We start from the raw sequence: 24313 nt of genomic DNA, 5'->3' as shown, positions 1-24313 counted from the left end.
CAGTCGGCAGGTGTCGGGGGTGATCTCGTCGGCCAGAAGAATGGCGCCGTCGGAGGTTCTTCCCTCCTCGATCTTGAAGTCGACGAGCCGCACGTCGATCTTGGAGAAGATATCGGTCAGCGCGTCGTTGACGACGTATGCGATGCGGGAGATCTCGGCGAGCTTGTCCTCGGTGACGATGCCGAGCGCCATAAGCCCGTCGTTGTTGATGAACGGGTCGCCGAGGTCGTCGGACTTCACGCAGAACTCGAGGATCGGCTTCTTCAGCGGCGTGCCCTCCTCGACGCCGTAACGCTTGGCGAAGGAGCCGGCGGCGGTGTTGCGCATGATGATCTCGAGCGGGAACATGTCCATCTTCCTCACCAGCTGCTCGGTGTCGGAGATCCTGCGGACGAAGTGGCTTTCGATGCCGCGAGCGCGCAGCAGGTCGAACAGCACGGAGGTGATGCGGTTGTTGAGGCTTCCCTTGCCTTCGATCTGTTCCTTTTTCTCGCCGTTGAACGCGGTGGCCTGGTTCATGTATTCGACCCACAGCACGTCCGGTTCGTCGGTCGCGTACATCTTCTTGGCCTTGCCCTGGTAGAGCATTTCGAGTTTCTTCATGGTTCGCCTTCTTTGCTTGCGTTTGCCTGGCATGGTTGCCTGTCGTCGTCCCGCCGATCGGCACAGACCGGCCTGACGGGCAACAGCGTATCACCGAAGGAACGGCCACGCCCGTCGGTCAGTGAACATCTGTTAACAGCTGTTCGGCGGTGTAGTCGTCGGTGACCAGGGCGGAGATGAGGCCGCCGCGCATGCAGGCGCGAATCGCGGGGATCTTCGGATCTCCCCATGCCACGGCGATGACCAGCGGAATGCGCCTCAGGCGTTCGATGTCGATGGATATCGTGCGGTCGCATAGTTCGGTGTGCACGTGGTTGCCGTCCTTGTCGATGTGATGGCCGCAGATGTGGCCGACCACGCCGTGGCGCAGCAGGTCGCCGGCCTTGCGCTGGTCGATGTAGGCGTCGAAGATATGGCCGGAACGGACGGTGGTTACCGCGCCGATGCCGCAGATGGCCACGTCGGCGCCGCCGCCGAGCGCCAGCGCCGTGGCGATCTGCGGTTCCTTGCGCATGGCGGCGGCGAGTTCGGCGTTCGAAAGAATCATCGGCACCGGCAGCGCGGTGAACGTGCCGCCGAGCCTTTGGGCAAGCATGCGGCAGATGTCGGGAGAATCGGTCATGGGATTGTCGGGGCTCAATGTGCCGATCATCTGGGCGACGTTCGACTTCGGCCAGTCGAGCACGGGCAGTTCACGCACGGTGGCGCCCACCGCGTTGCCGTTGGAGACGGTGATCAGCGAATCCGGCGCGCAGGTTTCGGCGAACAATGCGGCCGAATACCGCGGCACGACAATCTTCGGGTCCTCGTCGGGCTTCACTTCGGCCACACGGGCGTGTTTGAGCCCATACTTCTTCTTCAGCCCCTCCTCCAATGTGCGCATGCGTTCCAACGCGTGGCCGATGCTGATGTGCACGATGCCGGCCTCGCGCGATTCCTTGAGCAGTCGGGATACGGTCGGCCTCGAATAGCCGATCTCCTTGGCGATCTGCGCCTGGGTCTTGTCTTCGAGATAGTAGGAGCGCGCCACCCGGAGCATCAGATCGACGTGTTCCCGTGATGTTGAGGTGGCCATAATCGATTCGTCGTTGAACATATGTTTATGTTATCGCGATTAACCATTGACACGCCAGCGAAATCACATGCTTTACAACAAAGGAAAATCAACGGTTTTTCATCACCGACAATCATGAACAGCCGTTCGTATGAACATGTGTTCACAGCATCGATGGATTGGCGTGTTGCATTGCCATAGATTGTGAATCGTCAACGACAACGACCACGGGAACGGTCCCGAGGCCAGATGAACAACCAAGGCCCGTCACGGATGACGGGTCGGAACAAAGGAGTACACCATGGCATTCGCACGCACTATCTTCGGAGACGTCGACCCCAGCACCCTCGGCGTCGTGGACTGCCACGACCACCTGATCCGCGTCGGCGCGGGCGAGGTCTACATCGACGGCGACCACCAGCTCGACTCGGTCGAGAAGGCCATCGAAGAGGGCGGCTACTTCGCCGAGGCCTCCAAGAAGTGGAGCCCCAACGGCGGCACCGTCGTCGACATGTGCCCCATCAACTGCGGCCGTGACCTCAACAAGCTGGCCGAGGTGACCAAGGCCGTCGACGGCCTGCAGGTCATCGCCGCCACCGGCTTCCACCGCGAGCACGTCTACCTCGAGACCCAGTCCCACTGGATCAACCGCTACAGCGTCGACAAGGTGGCCGAGCTGGTCATCGCCGACATCCGCGAGGGCATCGACAAGAACGACTACTCCGGCCCGATCGTCGAGCGCACCCCGTACAAGGCCGGTGTGATCAAGGTCGGCACCGCCTACGGCAAGATCACCAAGTTCGAGCGCAAGTGCATGGAGGCCGCCGCCATCGCCGCCATCGAGACCGGCTGCCCGATCAACACGCACACCACGTACGGCACCTGCGGCCTCGAGCAGGCCGAGGGCTTCCTCGAGCTGGGCGTGCCGGCCAACCAGATCGCCATCGGCCACATCCAGCGCAACGCCGACGTCTACTACCTTGAGCAGATCCTCAAGCTCGGCGTCTACCTCGAGATCGACGGCACCAACCGCATCAAGTACCAGCCCGACTCCAACCGCATGATGGAGCTCAAGGCGTTCTACGAGGACGGCTTCGCCGACCGCATCCTGCTCGGCACCGACTCCGGCAAGCGCGGCTACCAGAAGGCCTACGGCGCCACCTCCGGCGTCGACTACAACCCGGCCGTCGACGGCCCGCGCATGGTCGACGAGGGATTCGACCGCGAATACATCGACAAGCTGCTCATGAAGAACGCCCAGGAGTTCTTCACCTTCAAGAAGGAGGGCTGATCAACGATGGCGGAAGCAACCGAGAAGCTCGCCCAGCCGCGTCTGCAGATCGCGCTCGACACCACCGACATGCCGAGCGCCCTGCGCCCCCTCAACCAGGCCATCGACCAGATCGACGTGATCGAATGCGGCACCATCCTCATCATCGCCGAAGGTCTCAAGGCCGTGCGTGAGATTCGCGCCCTGTACCCGAACAAGACCATCCTGGCCGACGTGCGCATCGCCGAGGCCGGCGCCCTCATCGCCCGCAACTGCTTCGAGGCCGGCGCCAACTGGGTGTCCGTCGTGGCCGGCGCCTCGCTCACCACCGTGGAGCAGGTCGTCAAGGTCGCCGACGAATTCGGCGGCGAGGTGCAGATCGAGCTCGGCGAGGACTACGACGCCGACAAGGCCCGCAAATGGAAGGAACTTGGCGCCAAGCACGTCATCGTCCACCGCTCGCGTGACGCCGAGGTCGCCGGCACTCTCAAGTGGGGCGAGGACGACATCAAACGCATCAAGGAGCTGCATGCCATGGGCTTCACCGTCACCGTCACCGGCGGCGTGAACGTCAAGGACATCCCCTTCTTCGAAGGCGCCCCCGTCGGCGTGATCATCTCCGGACGCGGCATCGTCAAGGCCGACGACCCGCTGGCCGCGGCCACCGAGCTGAAGAACACCATCAGGACCGTCTGGCCCGAATGACGGCCGACGATGCGGCGACTACGACGACGGCGCATCACAAACCCACAACAACACAACGGGGCATCCCCCTGCACGGGGATGCCCCTATACGAAAACCCTTATCCAAAGATTTCCAACACGATTATAGTCACAAGGAAGTGCGCCATGACCGCATCCACCCCTGAACCCAGGACCCCCAAGTACGATCTGTCCACCATCGGCGAAGGCCAGATCCGATTCACCGTCGAACGCGGCGAACGACTGATGTTCACCCGCTCCGTACACATGAACCCCGCCTGCTCCGAAGCCAACGTCGCCGGCCTGCTCAGCCAGCTCGGCCGCGAGACCCTGTGGACCAGCTCCCTGCCCGAAGGCGACCTCGGCGACTACATCCTTTCCGAATACCGTTCCGTCGGCGTGCACATGGACACCATGGTCCGCCGCCCCGGCGGCCGCACCGCCCTGTACTTCATGGAGCCCGGCGAATACCCTATGCCCGCCAACGTCATCTACGACCGCGAATGGACCACCTTCCGCGCCACCGGCATCGAGGACTACGACTGGGATGAGATCCTCGACACCAAGGTCATCTTCCTCACCGGCATCACCGCCGCCCTGACCGACACCACCGCCGAGGTCGTGCGCTACGCCGCCGACGAGGCCGTGCGCCGCGGCGTCGAGGTGATTCTCGACGTGAACTTCCGCCGCAAGCTGTGGAGCGGCGAGAAGGCCCGCGAGGTGCTCGAGCCCATCGCCAAGGAAGCCACCGTGCTGTTCTGCTCCATCGCCGACGCCGAAAAGGTGTTCGGCATCACCGGAACCCCCGAAGAGGTCACCGCCGAACTGCAGAACCGTTTCGGATGCAAGTACGTCGTCTCCACCAACCACACCGAGGGCCCCTACCTGCGCGGCCGCGAGGGCTTCTACCCGTACCGCACCACCCCGGTGAACGTGGTCGACCGCCCCGGCGCCGGCGACTCGTTCGTCTCCGCCACCATCCACGGCTATCTCTCCGGCAACATCCGCGAAGGAGTCAAATGGGGCCAGTACGCCTCCAAGGTGGCGCTCACCCACAAGGGCGACCTGACCCGCGTGCGCCCCGGCGAACTCGACATCCCGCTCGGCACCGACATCGACCGCTGACCCACGGCATCCACCAACGTCAGGAGAAACCCATGGCCAACGCCACCGTCACCGCATACGAGCAAATCGACTCCCGAGCCCTCACCGGACACCAGAAAAGCCTCGTCGCGCTCGCCGTCATCGGCAACATCGCCGAATTCTTCGACATCTTCATGGTCGGATTCGTCATCTCCCTGCTCACCGGGGCATGGAACCTGACCGGCATGCAGGCGGGCATCATCACCTCCTGCACTGGTCTGGGCACCGTGGCCGGTTCGATTCTGTGGGGCCGCATGTCCGACCGCATCGGCCGACGCGGATCGTTCCGCTGTTGCGTGCTGTTCTTCCTGGTATTCACGGTGCTCACGCTAATCATCCCCGACGGCGCATGGTACCTGTATGCGGCCTGTCGAGTGGGCGTCGGCATGGGCGTCGGCGGACTCAACATCACCTCCATCCCGTACGTTCAGGAATTCGTGCCCTCCAAGCAGCGAGGCCTGCTTGCCGGACTCGCCTCCGTGTTCATCCCGATGGGCCTGCTGCTTGGCTCCGTATGCCAGCGCATCGTCGGCGACAACTGGCGCATGCTGGTCGCCCTGAGCCTCGTCTCCGTGCTGCTGCTCATCTGGATCCACTTCGTTCCCGAATCGCCGCGCTTCTACCTGATGCACGGCCAGCCGGACAAGGCCCGCAAGTCCCTCGCCTGGGCGATGAACATCCCCGAGGACGAGGTCGGTGAACTGCCCGAGATCAAGGAGGAGAAGAAGGCCTCCTATGGCGAACTGTTCTCGCATCATCTGCGTCCGCTCGTCATCGTATCCCTCGGCTCGTTCTGCTTCATCCTCGGCAGCTTCGCCATCCAGTCGTGGGGCCAGACCCTGCTCAAGGACGGCTTCGGATTCGACACCGAAATGGTCGCCTACCTGTTCATGGGCGTCGCCGTGGCCGACTGCATCGGCCGTTTCGGCTCCGCCTGGCTCGCCGACCGCATCGGACGCCGCTGGACGATGTTCCTCTACGGCATGATCGGCGCGGCCGCCTGCTTCGCTGCCGCGTTGTTCCACGGCTCCGGCTGGGCGTTCTACGTCGAGGTGCTCATCATCATGATGTTCGCCGACGGTGTGTTCGGCATCATCAACGCCTTCGGCTCCGAACAGTTCTCCAACGACGTGCGGTCCACCGGCATCGGCCTCGGCTACGGTCTCGGCGCCATCGCCAAGATCGTCGGCCCGTCGCTGATGGGCGTTCTCGTCGGCGGCAGCGCCGTCTCGCAGAACATCAGCCTGAGCGTCATCACCACCGCGTTCACGTTCTTCGGCGTCTGCCTCGTCATCGGCGCGATCATCTACCTGTTCGCCCAGGAGACGAAGAGCAAGGACCTCGAATCCCTGTGATTCCCGAAAATCCCGGTGTTCGTCGGGCATGAATCATGCTCCGACGAACACCGTCACCGAATCGACGCCTTCAACTGCGGCGATCTCCCGCACATTCATAAACCCATCTCCACCTGTATACCCATACTTTCCCGCATCCATACTTCCTAAGGAAATCATCATGACCGTCAACGCCGTCGGCATCTATGAAAAGGCCCTGCCCACCGGACTCACCTGGGAGGAGACCTTCGAACTCGTCCACGATCTCGGCTTCAACTTCCTCGAATTCTCCGTCGACGAAAGCGACGAACGCCTCGCCCGCCTCGACTGGACGCAGCAGGAACGCGCAGACTTCCGCAATGCCATGTGGAAGACCGGAAGCCGCATCAACACCCTCATGCTCTCCGGCCACCGCCGCTTCCCGCTCGGCTCCGCCGACCCCGCCATCCGCGCCAAAGCGCTCGAGATGATGGAGAAGGCCATCGACCTGGCCGTGGACCTCGGCGTGCGCAACATCCAGATGGCCGGCTACGACGTCTATTACGAGCCGAAGACCGAATCAAGCCGCGAATGGTTCATCGAAAACCTCAAGACCTGCGTGGAGATGGCCGCCAAGAAGATGGTGATGCTCTCCATCGAAACCATGGACGACCCGTTCCTCAACTCGCTGAGCAAGGTCGACTACCTCAAGACCCAGATCCACAGCCCGTTCCTGCAGGCCTACCCCGACGTCGGCAACCTCACCGCATGGCCGGAGAACGATGTTGCCCACGAGATCGAATCGAACATCGACAACATCGTCGCCGTGCACCTGAAGGACACCAAGCCCGTGACCGCCGACTTCCCCGGCCAGTTCAAGGAGGTGCCGTTCGGAGACGGCACCGTCGACTTCGAAGCGGTGCTCCGCCTCTTCCACCGACTCGGGTACAACGGCAGCTACACCGTGGAGATGTGGACCAGCAAGGCCGAGGACCCCATCGCCGAAGTGAAGAAGGCCAAGGCCTACTTCGACGACCTCTTCGCCCGAATCGGCATTATTCAAGAACCCGTCCTGAGCCGTGCGGCGTGATTGCATGATGGAGTGTCCGCGGCGTTGCTCCTCGGTCGACGTACCTGCACATGCCTTCCCTCGGTGCGCCTTGCGGACACACGCATCATGCAATCACGAGCCAGCCTCCCGACGTGAATCCCCGGTTAGTGCAATCTCCGGACCCCAGCGCACCTCTCGGATGCTGGCATACGTTCATCCAAGACTTACGAAAACCCAACCCTCTACGAAAGGAAACTGATTATGGCTACGTTGGCTGATTATGGTCCCGAAGTGCGTGCCGAGGTCAAGCAGGTGCGCGAGGTGGTCTCCAACCTCCACCAGCAGCTCATCAAGTGGAACCTGGTCGTGTGGACGGCCGGCAACGTGTCCCAGCGCCTGCACACCGCGGACCTGATGGTCATCAAGCCGTCCGGCGTGCGCTACGAGAACCTCACCCCGAACTCCATGGTCGTCACCGACCTCGAGGGCAACGTGGTCGACGGCTCCGAGGCCCCCAGCTCGGACACCGCCTCGCACGCGTACATCTACCGCCACATGCCCGACGTGTACGGCGTGGTGCACACCCACTCCACGTACGCGACCGCGTGGGCGGCCACGGGCCAGGACATCCCGTGCGGCCTGACGATGATGGGCGACGAGTTCGGCGGCCCCGTGCCGGTCGGCCCGTTCCGCCTCATCGGCTCCGAGGCCATCGGCAAGGGCGTCGTCGAGACCCTCGCCAAGTACCCGAAGTCCCCGGCCGTGCTCATGCAGAACCACGGCCCGTTCACCATCGGCAGGGACGCGGAGGCCGCCGTCAAGGCCGCCGCCATGACCGAGGAGGTCGCGCACACGATGTGGGCCGCCAGGCAGCTCGGCGACATCATCGAGATCGACCAGGCCGACATCGACAAGCTCAACGACCGCTACCAGAACGTCTACGGCCAGCACTGATTCGATGGAGTGTCATCCGCGTTGCGGGAGACTCGACGTACCTTCGTACGCCTTCGCCTCCCGCGCCTTGATGACACACGCATCGAATCAATGCTCCGCACCGACGGAACATCCGCGGCGTTGCAGACGACTCGACGTACCCTCGTACGCCTTCGCCGTCCGCGCCCTTACGGCCACATACGTCAGACGGAGTGACTGCGGTTTTCGGCCGCTTGAGAGAACCTATTTAATAGAAGCGTCGTGGATTGGACCGCATTTTGACGAATATGCGGTCCAATCCACGACGTTTTATCATTTCCATTTTCAAAAACCGCATGATTTCAACGTTCTTGAAAATCAAAAACATGGTTTTCGATGGATTACGCTGCAAAAATCCCAAATCGCAACGCAATCCATTGATATCACCCAGTTTTCGATGGACGACGTCGCGAAATCCCCCGATTTGCAGTGCCGTCCATCGAAACCGTCCCGAGCCGATGGACGACGTCGCGAATCCGGGTTTTCACAGCGTCGTCCATCACTCATTGCACACGGCGGCTCCCGAATGCTCCCGAAACGCCTCAATCCGAGGCATACAGCGCATCAGCTCCGTCCGAGCTTCTGCTTGATGCCGCCGTGACCGGAGCACATGCCGCGATAGTTCGGGGCACCGGGCGCGGAAACGGACGTGGTGCCGTCCTCGCACACGGCCGACAACGTGCCGCTTCCTCCGCCGCCGCCATTACCGTTGCTTCCGCTGCTCCCGCCGGAGGACTGCCCGCTACCGCCGCTGCCGCCGCCCTGCGTGGATTGGCTTTGCTGTTGCTGAGCCTGCTGTTCCTGCTGCTGCTTGGCCTTGGCGGCCTCTTCGGCGGCCTTCTGCTCCTGTGCCTTGCGAGCCGCTTCCTTCTGCGCCTTCTTTTCCGCAGCAGCCTTCTCCGCGGCGGCTTTCTCTGCAGCCGCCTTTTCAGCTGCGGCTTTTTCCTCGGCCGCCTTCTTCTTGGCGGCCTCTTCGGCGGCCTTGTTGTGCACGGTGACGACCGGCGTGGAATCGTCGGACACCGACACGATCACCCAATTGGACTCTTTGACCACGGCCTTGCCGGTATCGCTCTCGATCTTGTAATCGCCGGCGTCATACCCCGCATCGGACAGGGCCTCCTTGGCCTTGTCCAGCTTCATGCCCGTCTCCGCATAGCTTCTCACACGGGAGAGGTCCTTCTCCACGGTGAGCGTGATAGTGACCGACTTTTTCGCCTGTCCGCCATCAGGGTCCTGCGATTTCACCGTCCAGATCTCATCCTTGCCGCCGTCACGGCCCGATATCTCGACGTTTTCGAATCCGGCGGTCTTCAAGTCGGATTGCGCGTCGATGACGTTCTGTCCGACGGTGTTCGGCACGGCAATGGACGGTTCCACGGCATACCCGATGCCGCCGATGACGAACACCGCCGCAATCAGCCAGCACCACCACCGTTTCCAGAACGGCTTCTTGGCGCGATGGCCGCCATGGCTTCCATGACGTCCGCGTCCGCCATTGCCGCCGCGTCGACCCCGTCCACCGGCAGATGAGGACTCATTTCCCGCCGGAGGGTTTGAAGGCGGCACCATCGGAGGAAGCGCCACGGTATCCGCCGCCGCGGGAGCCGTCACCGGCGGCTCGACCGATACGGCCGTGCCCATCGGCGGTGCCGCATGCCTCCACGATTCCTCGGCGGAAGCAGGGAAAACCGTCGTCTTCTCAACGTCTTCGCCACCTGGCCGCGCTGTCGGATTCGATGCATGCGCCCGTCGTGATTCCCTGAGTCCCATATGACTTCCTCTCCCTGCTTGCGTGTTCGCCGTCGAACCATTGAACGAACATCCCGAAGATTCACTCAAGTCTGTCGGATATTCGCATCATCAGACGTCGAGCCGTCGAAATACACGGTTCGACAGACGTTCTACGATGAACGGCCTCCTCGTTGCCTCCATCATATAAGGCCTGATATACGGGTCGCCATGAAGACTCGCCCCTCGTCGAATGCATGGACGCAAGGCATTCCCCTCTACAGTGGAAACCGGCATTCCGTTGCGGCACCTATGCAAATGCCGTCGGCAGCGGAACGACGAGCATCGAACATCGAAGAGGAACAGCCGTCGAAGGAGAAATCATGTCGCAGAACAATTCCGACTCCATGAACGATTCCGACCGGAATAATCCTGCTCGGCCGGTGCATGATATTCCGCCGCTGAGCGATTACGCACGCTCGATCATCGACAGGCTCGGATTGGAGGCGCATCCGGAGGGCGGATGGTATGTGCGTGACTGGCAGTCGGCATCGTTGGCGCCCGCCGATTTTGCGGGCGCGACACAGCCCGGCACCGCCACGTCCACCGGCGAGCGCCCGCTGGCATCATTGATCTATTTCCTGCTGCCCAGGGGTGATTTCAGCGACTGGCATCAGGTGGATGCCGACGAACTATGGCTGTGGCATGGGCCGGGCCGAGTGACGCTTGAGCTCGCCGGCGACGGTGATGCCCCGAATTCCGAAGCCGCCCACCGTATCACGCTCGGCGCCGGTCTGCGAACGGATTCGGGGGCCGAGCCGTTGATTGCCGAACCGTCGGATGGCCCGGTGACCGGCCACGCGGTCGTGCCGGCCGGTGTCTGGCAGCGCACCATCCCCGGCGACGGGGACGCGCTGGTCTCCTGCGTGGTCAGTCCCGGTTTCACGTTCGCGGGCTTCACCCTCGCGCAGGAGTGATTGCCGGCAGTAAATCACCGGCGGCGATCAGCCGCAGCAGCGGCTTTTATCGTCGTCCCGTAGTACGGACGCCGCGAAGTCTTCCCATGCCACCGCGTCGATAATCGATAACCGGCATATGCAGGACGAACGCCCGGAAGAAACGTCATGACGGAATGGCGGGCTGTCCGGCGCTGCATGAAAACGACATCGAGACAACGGAATCGAGGCGAATCATGGGGCTCATCTCGGCGATGCAGGGGTTCTGCGTCATCGGCATCATCATTCTCATCGGCTATATCGCGGCACGCTTCCACATCGGCGGACCGACCGCGCAGATGGTGCTGAACCGGTTCAGCTACTTCGTCTCCACGCCGTGCCTGATGTTCGCCATCCTGTCGAAGGAGCATCTTTCCGACGTGTTCAAGCCGTCGATCGGCGTGGCCATCCTCTGCGCCACGATCACCGGCGTGCTGTTCCTCATCCTCAACGCCACGATCTTCCACCTCAAACCGGCGGACACCACCATCGGCGTACTCGACTCCATGTACATGAACGCGAACAACATCGGTCTGCCCATCGCCACGTATATTCTCGGCAATCCGGCGGCCGTCACGCCTATCGTGCTCATCCAGCAGGTATTGTTCACCCCGGCCGCGCTCACATCACTGGATCTTTCATCACGCGGCAAGGTGAGTGTGAAGGCCATCGTCTCCCAGCCGCTGCATCAGCCCATACTCATCGGCGTGCTCATCGGCATCGTCACGTCGGCGGCCAGCGACGCCGCCGGCTGGTTCGTCGTACCGAGCTACATCTACGATCCCATCAATATCGTCGGCAACTCCGCCGTGCCGCTGATTCTCATGGCGTTCGGCATGTCGCTGCATGGGTCGAAGCCGCTGGGCGGCGGCACCAGCCGTGCGGCCACCATCACCGCGGCGCTGCTGAAGAACGCCGTCATGCCGGCCGTGGCGTTCACCCTCGCCTATGCAATGGGATTCCGCGGTCATGAGCTGTATTCGTGCGTGATTCTGGCGGCGCTGCCCACCGCGCAGAACGTATACAACTACGCCGCCCGATACGACGCCGGCACCACACTGGCACGAGACGGCATCCTGCTCAGCACGCTTTCCTCCCCCGTGTTCATCTTCGTCATCGCCGCCTTGCTCGGCTGACCCGGCCCTTCCCCCATTGTTACGACCTCGTATAACGGCGTTAGAAACCGGTAACATACGGCGGACGTATGATGACGGCAGCCAAACAAGAACGTCGTATGCACCATGGTCCAGTTTCCGACCGAGGCATTCCCGACGACGAAAGGGGAAGGCGATATGTCAGGCAAGACACCATACGTATTCAACATCCAGCACTTCTCCACGCACGACGGCCCGGGCGTGCGCACGACCATCTTCTTCAAAGGCTGCCCGCTGCGCTGCGAATGGTGCCATAATCCCGAAAGCCAGCTGTTCACGCCCGAAATCATGACCGACAAGGACGGCAAGGTCCAGCATGTCGGACAGCAGTACACCATCGACGAGCTCGTCAAGGACGTGCTCAAGGACCATATGATCTACGACCAGTCCGGCGGCGGCGTCACGCTTTCCGGCGGCGAGGTGCTGGCCATGGACCATGACTACATCATGGAGCTCGTGCGCCGCCTCGATGAACAGGAGATCAGCATCGGCATCGACACGTGCGGCGTCGCCGCCTCCAAAACGGTCGAGGAGATGTGCGACTACGCCGACTTCTTCCTCTACGACCTCAAGTTCATCGACGACGACCTGCACAAGCGCTACACCGGCGGATCGAACCATCTCGTGCTGAAGAACCTCAAGATCCTCGCCGAGAACAACGCGCGTATATTCCTTCGCCTCATCATGCTGCCCGGCATCAACACCGACAAGGACATGATCGAACGCACCATGCTGTGGCTGCGCGCCAACCACATCCCCGTCGAACAGGTGGACATCCTCCCCTACCACAAGTACGGCATGGACAAGTACGCCAAGCTCGGTCGCAAGGCCATCTACTTCGAAGTGCCGTCGGACGAGCAGATGAACGAGGTCAAATCAGAAATCGAGAAATTCTACGACAACGTGACCATCGGCGGCTGACGGAGTCACGGCAGCGAGGATTTGCCTTCATTCAAGACATTCCGCTCATAGATATGGGGAGGGGTGACGATGGTTTCCACCGTTCCCCTCCCCTTTCTTATCAAGGCCAAATGGATTCTGACATGGCCCGGTCATGTCAGCGAATCCCCCACTTCCGGCTTTCGAGAATTATTCGGAAATCCTCAGCCTCCTTACGATGATGATTGCCACACCCACTATCAGCAATACGGCAACGCCCGCAATGACTTCCAATGCCACGCCGGTGCGGGCGAGACCACCAAAGGCAGTCAAGCCACCTTTCCTGCCGGTATCGCCGGATTGCGTGCCGAAAGATGCGGAAGTCGCGCCGGTCCCGTCCCCGGTTTTCGTCCCGGAATCGGCCGTCCGACCGGTGGGATTCGTTCCAGGCGCCGAGCCACCGGGACTCACCGACACCTCGGCGGGCCTCACATACAGGCCATCGACGTTTTTCGCATTCCTCGACTGGGTCACGTCCCGCAATCGCCAGGTCATCGTGTTCTTACGAATCGGCTTGAGCACCAACGTCGACCCGTTGTACTGGGTACCGGGCGTGGTCAGTGCCTTACCGTACTTCACGTTGACCAGATAGCCGTCATAAGGGTCGTCGGTATCGGTGTTCGCTGTCCACTTCCATTGCTGCGCGGGATTCTTGGCATCGAACACATGACCGGCGACACTCACCCGGCCATTGGCATCCGCCGTCAGACCAAGCGTCGTCTTCCCTCCAACGCTTTGGAAGGCGTAAACATCACCATGCCGCACGACCTTCCACGAATACATGGAATCCTGCAGATCATTGGCGGCACCCCATAGGGTATACAGATCGAGCTGCCCGCCGCCGGCCGCTGTGACCGACCGTTCAAGCAGATAAGTCTCGCCTCGGTCATCGGTATGGGCGGAAACCAGTTGGAACATGTCAGTGGCGAAGTCGGCGTTCTTGGTTTCTGCGGCATCGACCTTCGGAGGTGAGGTCCGTCCCATATCCACGCCGAAACGATTGGGAACGCTGTCCCATGGCGCAGGCAGAGAAACCGCGGGGAACAGTTCAGCGTAGACCTTATAAGTCATCGGATCATACTGCCTCATCTCATCTCGCGTGTTGATGGGGCCTCGTACGCCGTCATATCCGCCGTTGCCGCTTTCGCTCATCACATTGAACCATATGGCCGCCATAGTGGCGAAGAACTCGTCGGAATTCTGGTAGGCGTAGGTGTTCGCCCACAGCCCGGTCTTCTTGGCGTGTGCATATGCGGCATAGAACCGGTTCGCCAGGGTCTGGTCGGCCATGGTGTCAAGACCGCCGAGTTTGATGGCATGGCCGAACTCGTGGATGAGAATGTTCTCGTTCGTATACGCAGTGTTCTTTGCGGGATCGGCATTGCCTCTCGTGCGCAGAACGTTCTTCTCGGAAATCGAGGAGACGAATCCGTCTCCGGGATAACCGCCGTAGCCCTCCACATCGTACATGTCCTTGTTGAAGGCATATCGCTGCTCAGGAATGAGGTATACGTTCTCGTGCGAGCTGTAGATGGCCAGCGAATTACCGTTCCGCACCATTTCCTTGGCGATGCCCGTACCGGTTTTGCCGAGTTCGATGTCCACCTGTGTGGCGGCCGCCTCCATGGTGTTGCGGGCCACGGTATCGTCGGCCTTGATGACGATGCCTGTCTTCGACGTGATTTTCTGGGTGTAGAAGCTCACACGAGGAACTGTCTCGTACGTCGCATCCTGTGCGGCGCGACCTTCCGCATCCTTGATCGCAGATCCTTTGATCTGGAGGGTCAGCGGCTTGGAATCATCAATCTTGCCGTCATATGCGATGCTTGACATATGCAGGGTCGGATCGAGGTATTTCATACTGTTGGCGGAAGTGGCGCTGATTTCCTTGTTCTTCTGGTCGAAATACAGCGTATCTGTCACTCCGGAAGAGGGCTTGGATTTGAGCCGAATCGTCTCGCCGCCGTTCTTCAACGTGAAATTCTCGGGATTCACGGCCGCTTTCTCATCCACGTATTCGTTCCAGTACACTTCGAGGAACGTCCCTTCCTTAACGACCCGCACCTTGGAGACCTGTGGGCCAGCACGATTGCTGAGTTCCACGGTTCCGTCCGTTGAGTCGGGAACGAACGTATCGGGATAGAATCGTCCGTTTTGGGTTTCGTTGGTCACGGTCACCTTGGCAGCGTCCGCAGAGGCGACGTTCACAAGTATAAGCTTCGCGCCGTCCTTGGCTTCACCGTCGACGGCAAGCGCCTTCCCAGACACGACGTTCACCAGCAATGCCCTGCCATTACGATCACCGGGGGCGTCAAGGAACCGCCATTGCTGTGCGGTGTCACGCGAGGTCGGGGTCTTCGCAATCGTCACGGTATTGTCGGGACCCGCCGCGAGCGCGGATCTGCCGTCCTTGGCAAGCACTTGGTATTCCCCGTCGGCATCGGTGATTTTGGCGATCTTCCATGAATGCACGTCGGCCGCACCGTAGTTCCACCACAGGCACACGCCATCGTATCGTTCGAGGTTGTATTCGGTGCCGCCGGACATCAGACTAATGCGGAACGTATCAGTTGCGAAATCGTGCCGGGGCTCTTCAACGGGCTTCGGCGCGAACGGAGCCGGAACATATTCGTTCTTCGGCATGTCTTTCGGCGCCCACGGCGACGGTAGATCCGAAGCGGGGAATATCCTGGCAAAGAACGCATAGGTCTCGGGATCATATATCTTGAGATCGGAACGCGTGTTCACGGGGCTTCGTACCCCATCAGTCCAATCGGGCTTCTCCTGCATGACGTTGAACCATATGGCCGCCATGGTGGCGAAGAACTCGTCGGAATTCTTGATGGCATAGGTGTTTGGCCACATGCCTGAATCCTTACGGGATTGGTATAACCGCTGGAATTCGTTGCTCAATGTCTTGTCGGCGAGCTGGTCCATGCCAACGAGTTTGACGGCATGACCGAACTCGTGGATGAGAATGTTCTCGTTGGGGTATTTCGTCGTCCGTCCGTCGGCCGATTCACGGATACGCAGGATGTTGCGCTCTGCAATGGACGATACGGCGTTGTTGTACATGCTGCCGCCGTATCCTTCCACGGCATACATGGTCTTGCTGAATCCACCGCGATGCTCGGGCAAGATATACACGTTCTCCTGCGGCGAATAGATGGCCAGCGATGCATGGTTCTCCTTCATCTTCGCAGCGATGCCGTTATCGCTCTTGCCAAGTTCTATGTCCACTTGCGCGGCGGCCGCTTCCATGGCCTTGTCGCTCACAGTATCGTCAGCCTTGATGGTGATGCCGCTTTTCGAGGCGAGGAATTTCGTGTAGAAATTCATCATAGGAACGCCGGCATAGGTGGCATCTGCCGCAGCCTTTCCAGAGGCATCCTTGATTGCAGAGCCTTTGACCTCCAAGGTCAATGGCTTGGAGTCATCGATTTTCCCCTCATAGCCGATGCTGGACATATGCAGGTCGGGGTCGATTTGTGACATCACATTGGCATCGGTAGCCGCAAGCTCCTTATTACCTTTATCGAAGTAGAGCGTATCGGTATAATCGTTCCCCTTCGCTTTGAGTTTGATGGTGGTATCGCCGTTTTTTAATACGAAGTTCGCAGGATTCACCGCAGCAGTCTCGTCCACGTATTCGTTCCAATACACTTCGAGGTATGGAGCCTCGTTGAGAATACGGACCTTGGTTATTCTCGGACCATCTCCTGCGGTCGCGGATATGAAACCGCCCGTACCGACATTAATCCTGGTTGCGGCCTGGGCAGTCTGCGGACCTATCAATGCCGCCATGCAGCATGCGCATGCGGCCACGATGCCGATGCCACGACGTATTCGCGTGCCGGCCCTTCTCAATTGTTGTTGTTCTTCGTTCATGATGAGCTTCCCCTCGTATGAATGCCGTTCAATTCGTTTGCGACCAAATACCGCTGACGATGAAACAGGCATGGTGATGATGAAGAAAACAGAAACCTGCAATCGGGTCTGCACGCTCCGACAGGCTGCAATTCACTCTAGAACGCATTCTGTTGCGAACAGATGACGACAACGTGACCATCGGCGGCTGACGCCGGCGGCGTCGTTGACCGCCGGCCGTGCCATAATCGGCTATGGACGCCGTGTGAATCCATATGGGATTCTCGTGTTGCGGGACTGTTACGCCGATTACGACACGCATAACACGGCGGCGCTACGATAGCCGCAATACAACGCAATCGGAGGGAGGCCAAGGCGATGAACGATTTCGCAGCCGATATCGCATTCGATTCGCCGCTCTCCGCGTCCGCCCGCGTTTCCGGCCTGATGAACACGAACGCCTGCATGTATTCCCGCAAGCGCAGTCAGGGCCATCCCGGCGCACGAAGCGGCGCGGAAACCATTCTCAAATAACCGTCGAGCATATACGGCGAAGATCAACCGCTGCCTCGCCATCACACAGCCATAGCTGCATTCGACGGTCTCCCGACTGAGAGAATCTTCGCGATCACAAGCATTTTCCAGACGAGAGAATTCCGATATGGGATGTTCATACCCATTCCCCTGTTTCGTCATACCCGAAATTCAAAGGACTTTTCATCATGACCACTGCAACCATCACGCCGACCGATGTCGAGACCGGCATCAACTGGGACGAGAAGCGCGGCTCGACCATGCGCACCAAGCGTCTGCGCGAGCTGAGCGAGACCACGCATCCTAGCATCTCGCTCGAGCGCGCGCTCATCGAGACCGAGGTCTACAAGCAGTACGAGGGCAAGGTGCCCACGCCGGTGCTGCGCGGCATCTTCTTCAAGACGCTTATGGAGAAGCGCACGCTGTACCTGGGCGACGACGAGCTGATCGTCGGCGAGAAGGGCGTGGGCCCGCAGTCCGCGCCCACGTTCCCCGAACTGTGCTGCCACAGCCTTGAGGACTTCGACAACATGAACAACCGCGCGCACGTCTCCTTCTCCGTCACCGAGGAGCAGAAGGAGATCCAGCGCGACGTCATCATCCCGTTCTGGCAGGATCGCGCGTCCATGACCAAGATGATGAACATGCTGCCCGAGGAATGGCATCTGCTGTTCGAAGGCGGCATGTACACCGAGTTCATGGCCCAGCGCGGACCGGGCCACACCGTGGCCGACGGCAAGATCTACAAGTCCGGTTATGCGGATTTCATGAAGCGCATCGACGACGAGCTCGCCGCCATCGACTACAACACCGACATGGACGCCGAACACAAGCAGGCCGAGCTGCAGGCCATGCATCTCGTGTGCGAGGGCATGATCATCCTCGGCAAGCGCTACGCCGCCCTGGCCCGTGAGAAGGCCGAGCAGTGCGACGACCCGGTTCGCCGCGAGGAGCTCGAGCAGATCGCCGAGGTGTGCGACCGCGTGCCCGCCCATGCGCCACGCACCTTCCGCGAGGCGATCCAGATGTACTGGTTCACGCACATCGGCGTGACCAGCGAGATGAACAACTGGGACGCCTACTCCCCCGGCAAGTTCGACCAGCACCTCGAACCGTTCTACAACCGCGAGACGGCGGCCGGCACGCTCACCCGCGAGCAGGCGCGCGAATACCTCGAGTGCCTGTGGGTGAAGTTCAACAACCAGCCGGCGCCGCCGAAGGTGGGCATCACGCTCAAGGAGTCCGCCACCTACACCGACTTCTGCAACTTCAACACCGGCGCGCTGCGTCCGGACGGCACCTGCGGCGTGAGCGACGTGAGCTACCTGATTCTCGAGGTCATGGACGAGATGAAGCTGCTGCAGCCAAGCTCGAACGTGCAGATCAGCCGCAAGACGCCGGAGCATTTCCTGCACGAGGCCGTGAAGATCAGCCGCAAGGGCTGGGGCCAGCCGGCGTTCTACAACTCCGACGCCATCATCCAGGAGCTGCTGAACATGGGCAAGTCGCTTGACGACGCCCGCGAGGCCGGCATCGCCTCCGGCTGCGTGGAGACCGGCACCGCCGGCAAGGAGGCCTACGTGCTCACCGGCTACCTGAACGTGCCGAAGGTGCTGGAACTGGTGATGTACCGTGGATACGACCACTACACGGACAAGAAGATCGGCATCGACTGCGGCGACCCGCGCGACTTCACGAGCTTCGACGAACTGTATGCCGCGTTCGAGAAGGAGCTGAAGTACGTCACCGACGTCAAGGTGGCCGGCAACAACCTCATCGAGCGTCTGTTCATGGACACCCTGCCCGTGCCGCTGCTCTCGGTGATCACCGACGACTGCATCGCCAAGGCGCAGGACTACAACTGCGGCGGCGCCCGCTACAACACGAGCTACATCCAGTGCGTGGGCATGGGCACCGTCACCGATTCGCTCACCGTGTTCAAGAAGCAGGTCTTCGAGGACAGGCGCTTCTCCATGGACGAGGTGCTCGCCGCCTGCGAGGCCGACTTCAATGGCTACGACGACATGTTCGACCAGGTATTCAACCATACTCCGAAGTACGGCAACGACGACGACTACGCCGACGATGTGCTGCGCGAGGTCTCCGAATCGCTGCAGAAGATCGTGGCGGGCCGTCCGACGCCGAAGGGCTCCAAGACCATCGTGGAGTTCCTGCCGACCACCTGCCACGTGTACTTCGGCCAGACGATGATCGCCTCTCCGAACGGCCGCCACGAGCACATCGCACTGCCCGACGGCATCGCCCCGGAGAAGGGCGCGGACATCAATGGCCCGACCGCCGTGATTCGTTCCGCCGCGAAGATGGACCAGCTCAAGACGGGCGGCGCGCTGCTCAACCAGAAGTTCACGCCGCAGGTCGTGGCCGGCAAGAAGGGCATCCTCGGCATGAGCGCCCTGATTCGCAGCTACTTCGCCATGGACGGCCATCACATCCAGTTCAACGTGATCGACCGTGCCACGCTGATCGACGCGCAGAAGCATCCGGACCAGTACAAGGACCTCATCGTCCGCGTGGCCGGCTACTCCGACTACTTCAACAACCTGGACAAGGCCCTGCAGGACGAGATCATCGCCCGCACCGAGCAGACCCTGTAGTCAGTAGGTCGAATCAGAAGAAGTTCCCCGGACTCGTAAGAGCCCGGGGAACTTTTTTCATTCCACATATGCATATGCACGCCCATACACCCATACGCTCTGTCGTCATGCGGCCGGTGCCAGCGCATTCGCGTTAATCTCACGAATGCGCGCCACGATGCCGGCCATATCTTCCGTCTTGAACAGTTTGAGCATCGGCCGCGGCCTGTCGAACGGGGACTTGAGCAGATCGCCCGGTTCCAGGTACCCGTTGCGTTCCACGTAGTCGGCGACCTTGTGCATGAAGGCGATTTGCGCCTGGCTCCACTCCCCCTCATGAAGATAGTCGCCGAGCGCCGCGTTGACGGCGTCATGGTCGAGTCCGGCTATGCGTCGGATGAGCACGCCGAACTGCTCGCCCCGATACGTGGCCTCATAGTCGTCGCGGCTGCCGAGCTGTTCTACGAAGATGCGTTCCAGCGCACTGTAGTCGTCGGCGGTCATCGGCTCGTTGTGCCGCAGTTTGCGAATCACACCGTCGTCCCTATGCTCATTGACGTAGCGGTTGACCTTGGCCTTGTAATCCGAATAGTCCTCGCGCATGTCGAACGACTGCCCGACGACGCGGCTGGTCACCGGGTCGGTCAGGTCGGTGATGACGGACTTGCGTCGTCCTTCATCGGCGATGAACCGGATGAGATCACGCAACGCCACGCGGATGTCGTCAAGTTCGGCGATGGATGCGCCTTCGAGATATCCGCCGTCGGACGAGACGCGGTCGATGACCGCCTTGTGTTCACGCACCGCGCCAATGGTCATACGCTCGCGCAGCTGCCCGACCGTCTTGCGTATCTTGGCCACGTATCCACGTACGTCACCGGCCGCGGAATCCCCGCCGTCGCCACCAGCCGCCGCGACCATGAGTCCGTACATCAGCACGTCGAACCGCAGCGCATACACGTCGTCGCCATACGCCGCCATCGGTGCCAGTTCGTTGACGATCTCGTGCACCGCAGCGCTTGAGAGGAACTCGAATGCCTTGCGCCGCCGGTAGCGTTCCACGGCTTCGCGCCTGAGCCGCACGGCGACAGTGGTGTCGTCCAGGGCGGCGATCTGCCCGCAGACGTCGTCGATGCAGCGTTCCCGCAACGCCATCGCCGATTCGTCGTCGGTGAACGCACTGGACTGCAACGACTGGATGAGTTCGGTTTTGCGGGAGAATATCCGTTCGCTCAGCGACGTGGGTACGCTGCTGCTTACCGTCTGCTGGTGCTGTCGGAAGAACGCGAAGTTGCCGCAGTAGTCGAAAATGACGAAATGATGTTTGCCCACATATTCCCCGTCATGTCCGTCGAGGTTCTCCACGCAGTCGAGTTCGGGGCACAGTCGGGTGCCGCGGCCGATCATCTGCAGGAATTTGATTTTCGACCGGACGCGTTTGAAGAACACGAGGTTGACGACCGCTGGCACGTCGACGCCGGTGTCCATCATGTCGACGGAGACGGCGACGACTGGGTTCGGCTTGTCTTTGAATTCCTTGATGATGCTGCTGGAGCGGTCGTCGCTGCTGACCACCACTTTGACGAATCCGTTCGCGCTCATCGTCGGTTCGAGCGCGGCGAACCGTTCGGCGATGAATCGCGCATGCGCCTGGTTCTGCGCGAAGATGATGGTCTTGCCGATTCGTTCGCCGCCGTCGGTGCGGATGCCGTGGTCGAGCAGGTCTCGGATGACCGTGTCGACGGTGTCGGCGTTCATCACGTACGTGTTGATGTCGGAGGCGGCCACATGGTCGGGCACTGACGGCGAACCGTCAGCCGACAAACCGTCAGAGACCTCGCCGCCGTCGGGAATCTCGCCGCTGCCGAAGTCCTCCTCGAACCGTTCCTTGTCGGCGTCGGAAAGTTCGTCGTAGGTGATGCCCTCGTCGATGAACTTGGTGGAGGCCTCGACGTTGAGGTATGGCACGAGCACATTGTCACGCAACGCGGTCTCGTATTCATACACGTAGGTGGGTACGCCGTGTTCAGCGTCGAAGAAATCGTAGGTGTTGCGGTCCACTTCGTCGCGTGGAGTGGCGGTGAGTCCCACCATGAGCGCGTCGAAATGCTCGAAAATCGTGCGGTATTTGCGGAATATCGACCGATGCGCCTCGTCCACGATGATGAGGTCGAAATGCCCGGACGAGAATATGGGACGGTCGCCGCCGTTTCCGTCGTCGGCTCTCGTGGTGTCGATGGCATTGATCATGGTCTGGTAGGTGGAGAACACGACGGTCGCGTCGGCGTCCTTCTTGTTCTTGCACAGGTTGCACAGCCACCAGTCGGGATAGTAGTCGCCGAACGCGCCCTTTGCCTGTTCGACGAGTTCCACACGGTCGGCGAGGAACAGCACGTTCTTCACCAGCCCGGACCGCATGAGCACGTCGGCGAGCGCGGCGGCGGTGCGGGTTTTGCCGGTGCCGGTGGCCATGACGAGCAGGTTGCGCCGGCGGCCTTCGTGGATGTTCTCGCATACCGCGTTGATGGCTTCCAGCTGGTAGTAGTGTTTGTCGTCGCCAGCGACGTTGCGGTTCACCGGTATCTTGCGTGGGTCGATGGCCTTGCCGCGCCGGGTCATGAGTCGTTGCATGTCGTCCTGCGCGAACACCTGGCCGACCTGCCGGTAGTGGCCGTGGTCGTCGACGATGTATGTCATGTACCCATTGGAGAGGAAGATTAGCGGACGGTACCCGTATTCGCGTTCCAGACAGTCGGCGTAGAGCGTGGCCTGCTGGAGTCCCTTGCGCGGGTCGTATGAGGTTCGTTTCGCTTCGATGATAGCGAGCGGCCGGCCGTCGCGGCCTTTGAGCAGGTAGTCGATGAGGCCTCGCCGACCGGGTTCGCCCTCCATGTCGGCGACTTCGCGTTCGGTTTCCACGTCGCGGTCCATATTCCATCCGACGGATTGGAGGTCGAGGTCGATGAACCGTTTGCGTGTCTCGTATTCGGAGTAGTCGAGTTCGTCGGAGACGGTGACGGGCGGCTGCGATTCCTTGCGTTGGGCGAGCTGGTCGCCGAGTTCGCGGATCTTGCGTTCGAGTTCGGCGATGCGGCCGTCTTTTTCGTTAAGCTGCGCCTCGGCCTGTTTGCGTGCTTCATCCTCACGGGCCTTACGTTCCTTGGCGTCGATCGCGCGGCGTATGGCGGGTATGGCATTGGGATCGAATCCGCGTTTGACGTAGTGGGTGCCGTAGCTGTAGTCGATCCATTCAATGAAGGCGAACAGCACCTGCAAGGAGAATATGGCGTCCTCGGGCTTGAGCCGGGAGTTGCGGTGGGCTGCGATGTTGCCGGCTTTGATGACGTATTGGAACATTTCGCAGAGTTTTTCGTCCATGATGGCGGCACGGAACGTGGGCTCATGGACAAGTGACTGCAGGTTGTCCTTGTAGGGCATTCGTATGGTCTTGTCGGCGGCGTACATCCATTTGACGGCGAGTTCGAAGGCACGTCGGGCGCTCAGCGCACAGATGGTGGGTGAGAGCGAGAGCGCCTGTTCGGCCTCCACGCACGCGCGGGCGAACATCGCATAGTTCGGTTCGTCCATCAGAAACGTGAAATTCCCCATGCCCGGCTCCTTCGCTTCGCAAGTCACGACATTTCTCACTTTACCCGCGCGACGGGGGCCACTTTCGTATTGTGCTCACTGATTCCCGCCGCGACACGCCGGCATGGGTGGGGTTTCATGGCGGGATTTAGTGAGTGATGGATGTTTACGGCGGATTCGGTGGGTAAAGCGAAAACATGAATGAACTTGAATGATGTCACTGCCGCACGCCTTTATGACAAGAAGTCTGGCCACCTTGCGGAGACCAGACTTCTTTTTAGCATAAATGAGGAGGTTAGTCCTGGGCGTAAGCCCGATAACGGTTCGGCCCGACAGGGCGAAAGTCTTTGGCGCCCGCCTCGATATTTGCCCTGAAGGTAACGCAGCCTTACCGCTACAACACAGCATAGCACCGGACTGTGAAGGATGCCGATAAACTAGGGGGACCAAACCGGATTCTGGTAACGCGGTCTCCGGCAAGGTGGCGGCCGGCCAGCCGGCCGACTGCCGGCATAAATGAACAAGGAGGTTTTCATGGAAGGCAACAACCATGACAACCGTCCTGAGCGACGCGACCGGGAATACCGTGAAGGATTGATGACCGGACTGCTGCTTGCCTTGGCCAACCAGGTTGGTCAGGAATGGTCGGTAGCCATCATCATCACGGCATTGGTGCTTCTGGCGCTGAGCCTGAGACGAGGCCACTGAGTCATTTCAGTGGAAACGGCCGACGCCCTTGCGGGGGTCGGCCCCTCGTTGCAACAGAGCTTCGATTCCTGATGGACAACGGCGTAATTAAGCTG

The 24313-nt window shown here is 60.8% G+C and carries 17 protein-coding genes; 12 read left to right on the top strand and 5 right to left on the bottom strand.

The window, feature by feature from the left end; genetic code table 11:
• Together purC and CS006_RS05730 are read right to left on the bottom strand one after the other, a co-directional pair.
• On the bottom strand, positions 1–603 hold a 603-nt coding region (purC, locus tag CS006_RS05735; RefSeq protein WP_100510817.1), incomplete at its 3' end, for a phosphoribosylaminoimidazolesuccinocarboxamide synthase.
• 118 nt (positions 604–721) lie between these two features.
• The gene (locus tag CS006_RS05730) at positions 722–1678 is read right to left on the bottom strand and encodes a sugar-binding transcriptional regulator (protein WP_243386767.1); all 957 of its coding nucleotides are present in this window, start codon (positions 1676–1678) and stop codon (positions 722–724) included.
• Between the two features lie 280 nt (positions 1679–1958).
• Here CS006_RS05730 and CS006_RS05725 point away from each other — a divergent pair, with 280 nt between their 5' ends.
• The 6 genes from CS006_RS05725 (at position 1959) to CS006_RS05700 (ending at position 8090) form a co-directional block, all read left to right on the top strand.
• Positions 1959–2948 carry a phosphotriesterase family protein gene (locus tag CS006_RS05725; protein ID WP_100510814.1) on the top strand — a complete coding sequence of 330 codons (990 nt, stop codon included), beginning with the start codon at positions 1959–1961 and terminating at the stop codon, positions 2946–2948.
• A gap of 6 nt (positions 2949–2954) precedes the next feature.
• Complete coding sequence (locus CS006_RS05720) at positions 2955–3632, top strand: 3-dehydro-L-gulonate-6-phosphate decarboxylase (RefSeq protein WP_100510813.1); 678 nt, start codon at positions 2955–2957, stop codon at positions 3630–3632.
• 144 nt (positions 3633–3776) lie between these two features.
• On the top strand, positions 3777–4754 hold the full coding sequence (locus tag CS006_RS05715; protein WP_100510811.1) for a sugar kinase: 978 nt from the start codon (positions 3777–3779) through the stop codon (positions 4752–4754).
• 32 nt (positions 4755–4786) lie between these two features.
• Positions 4787–6127, top strand: a complete 1341-nt coding sequence (locus CS006_RS05710) for an MFS transporter (protein WP_100510810.1) — start codon at positions 4787–4789, stop codon at positions 6125–6127.
• A 160-nt stretch (positions 6128–6287) separates the two neighbouring features.
• Positions 6288–7175 carry an L-ribulose-5-phosphate 3-epimerase gene (locus CS006_RS05705; RefSeq protein WP_100510808.1) on the top strand — a complete coding sequence of 296 codons (888 nt, stop codon included), beginning with the start codon at positions 6288–6290 and terminating at the stop codon, positions 7173–7175.
• 222 nt (positions 7176–7397) lie between these two features.
• Positions 7398–8090: an L-ribulose-5-phosphate 4-epimerase gene (locus CS006_RS05700; protein WP_100510109.1), complete on the top strand. Its 693-nt coding sequence runs from the start codon at positions 7398–7400 to the stop codon at positions 8088–8090.
• Positions 8091–8672: 582 nt separating this feature from the next.
• Here CS006_RS05700 and CS006_RS10585 read toward each other — a convergent pair.
• A complete protein-coding gene (locus CS006_RS10585) occupies positions 8673–9752 on the bottom strand; it encodes a PASTA domain-containing protein (protein ID WP_165777266.1) in 1080 nt (359 codons plus the stop codon).
• A gap of 494 nt (positions 9753–10246) precedes the next feature.
• Here CS006_RS10585 and CS006_RS05690 point away from each other — a divergent pair, with 494 nt between their 5' ends.
• The 3 genes from CS006_RS05690 to CS006_RS05680 all read left to right on the top strand — a co-directional run bounded on the left by CS006_RS05690 (position 10247) and on the right by CS006_RS05680 (position 12909).
• Complete coding sequence (locus CS006_RS05690) at positions 10247–10816, top strand: cupin domain-containing protein (protein WP_100510919.1); 570 nt, start codon at positions 10247–10249, stop codon at positions 10814–10816.
• Positions 10817–11028: 212 nt separating this feature from the next.
• Positions 11029–11970, top strand: coding sequence for an AEC family transporter (locus CS006_RS05685; protein ID WP_100510918.1), 942 nt, complete (start codon positions 11029–11031; stop codon positions 11968–11970).
• 156 nt (positions 11971–12126) lie between these two features.
• The gene (locus tag CS006_RS05680) at positions 12127–12909 is read left to right on the top strand and encodes a glycyl-radical enzyme activating protein (protein WP_100510806.1); all 783 of its coding nucleotides are present in this window, start codon (positions 12127–12129) and stop codon (positions 12907–12909) included.
• A 168-nt stretch (positions 12910–13077) separates the two neighbouring features.
• Here the strand turns inward: CS006_RS05680 and CS006_RS05675 are convergent, their stop codons facing one another.
• A complete protein-coding gene (locus CS006_RS05675; protein WP_163200259.1) occupies positions 13078–16815 on the bottom strand; it encodes an anthrax toxin lethal factor-related metalloendopeptidase in 3738 nt (1245 codons plus the stop codon).
• Positions 16816–17172: 357 nt separating this feature from the next.
• On the opposite strand from CS006_RS05675, the gene CS006_RS10755 reads away from it, so the two are divergent.
• Both CS006_RS10755 and hypD read left to right on the top strand, forming a co-directional pair.
• The gene (locus CS006_RS10755; protein ID WP_163200258.1) at positions 17173–17328 is read left to right on the top strand and encodes a hypothetical protein; all 156 of its coding nucleotides are present in this window, start codon (positions 17173–17175) and stop codon (positions 17326–17328) included.
• A gap of 188 nt (positions 17329–17516) precedes the next feature.
• Complete coding sequence (gene hypD / locus CS006_RS05670; protein ID WP_100510804.1) at positions 17517–19943, top strand: trans-4-hydroxy-L-proline dehydratase; 2427 nt, start codon at positions 17517–17519, stop codon at positions 19941–19943.
• 105 nt (positions 19944–20048) lie between these two features.
• Here the strand turns inward: hypD and CS006_RS05665 are convergent, their stop codons facing one another.
• Entirely contained in the window at positions 20049–23531 is a 3483-nt protein-coding gene (locus CS006_RS05665; protein WP_100510803.1) for a DEAD/DEAH box helicase family protein, read from the bottom strand.
• A 513-nt stretch (positions 23532–24044) separates the two neighbouring features.
• Between CS006_RS05665 and CS006_RS10750 the strand changes: the two genes are divergently transcribed.
• Positions 24045–24218, top strand: a complete 174-nt coding sequence (locus CS006_RS10750) for a hypothetical protein (protein WP_165777265.1) — start codon at positions 24045–24047, stop codon at positions 24216–24218.
• Positions 24219–24313 lie beyond the last annotated feature (95 nt).

Origin of the sequence: Bifidobacterium primatium, from assembly GCF_002802875.1 — a bacterium.
Lineage (GTDB): Bacteria > Actinomycetota > Actinomycetes > Actinomycetales > Bifidobacteriaceae > Galliscardovia > Galliscardovia primatium.
Note: the sequence above shows the minus strand (reverse complement) of the source record. Positions and strands in the feature narration are given on the sequence as shown.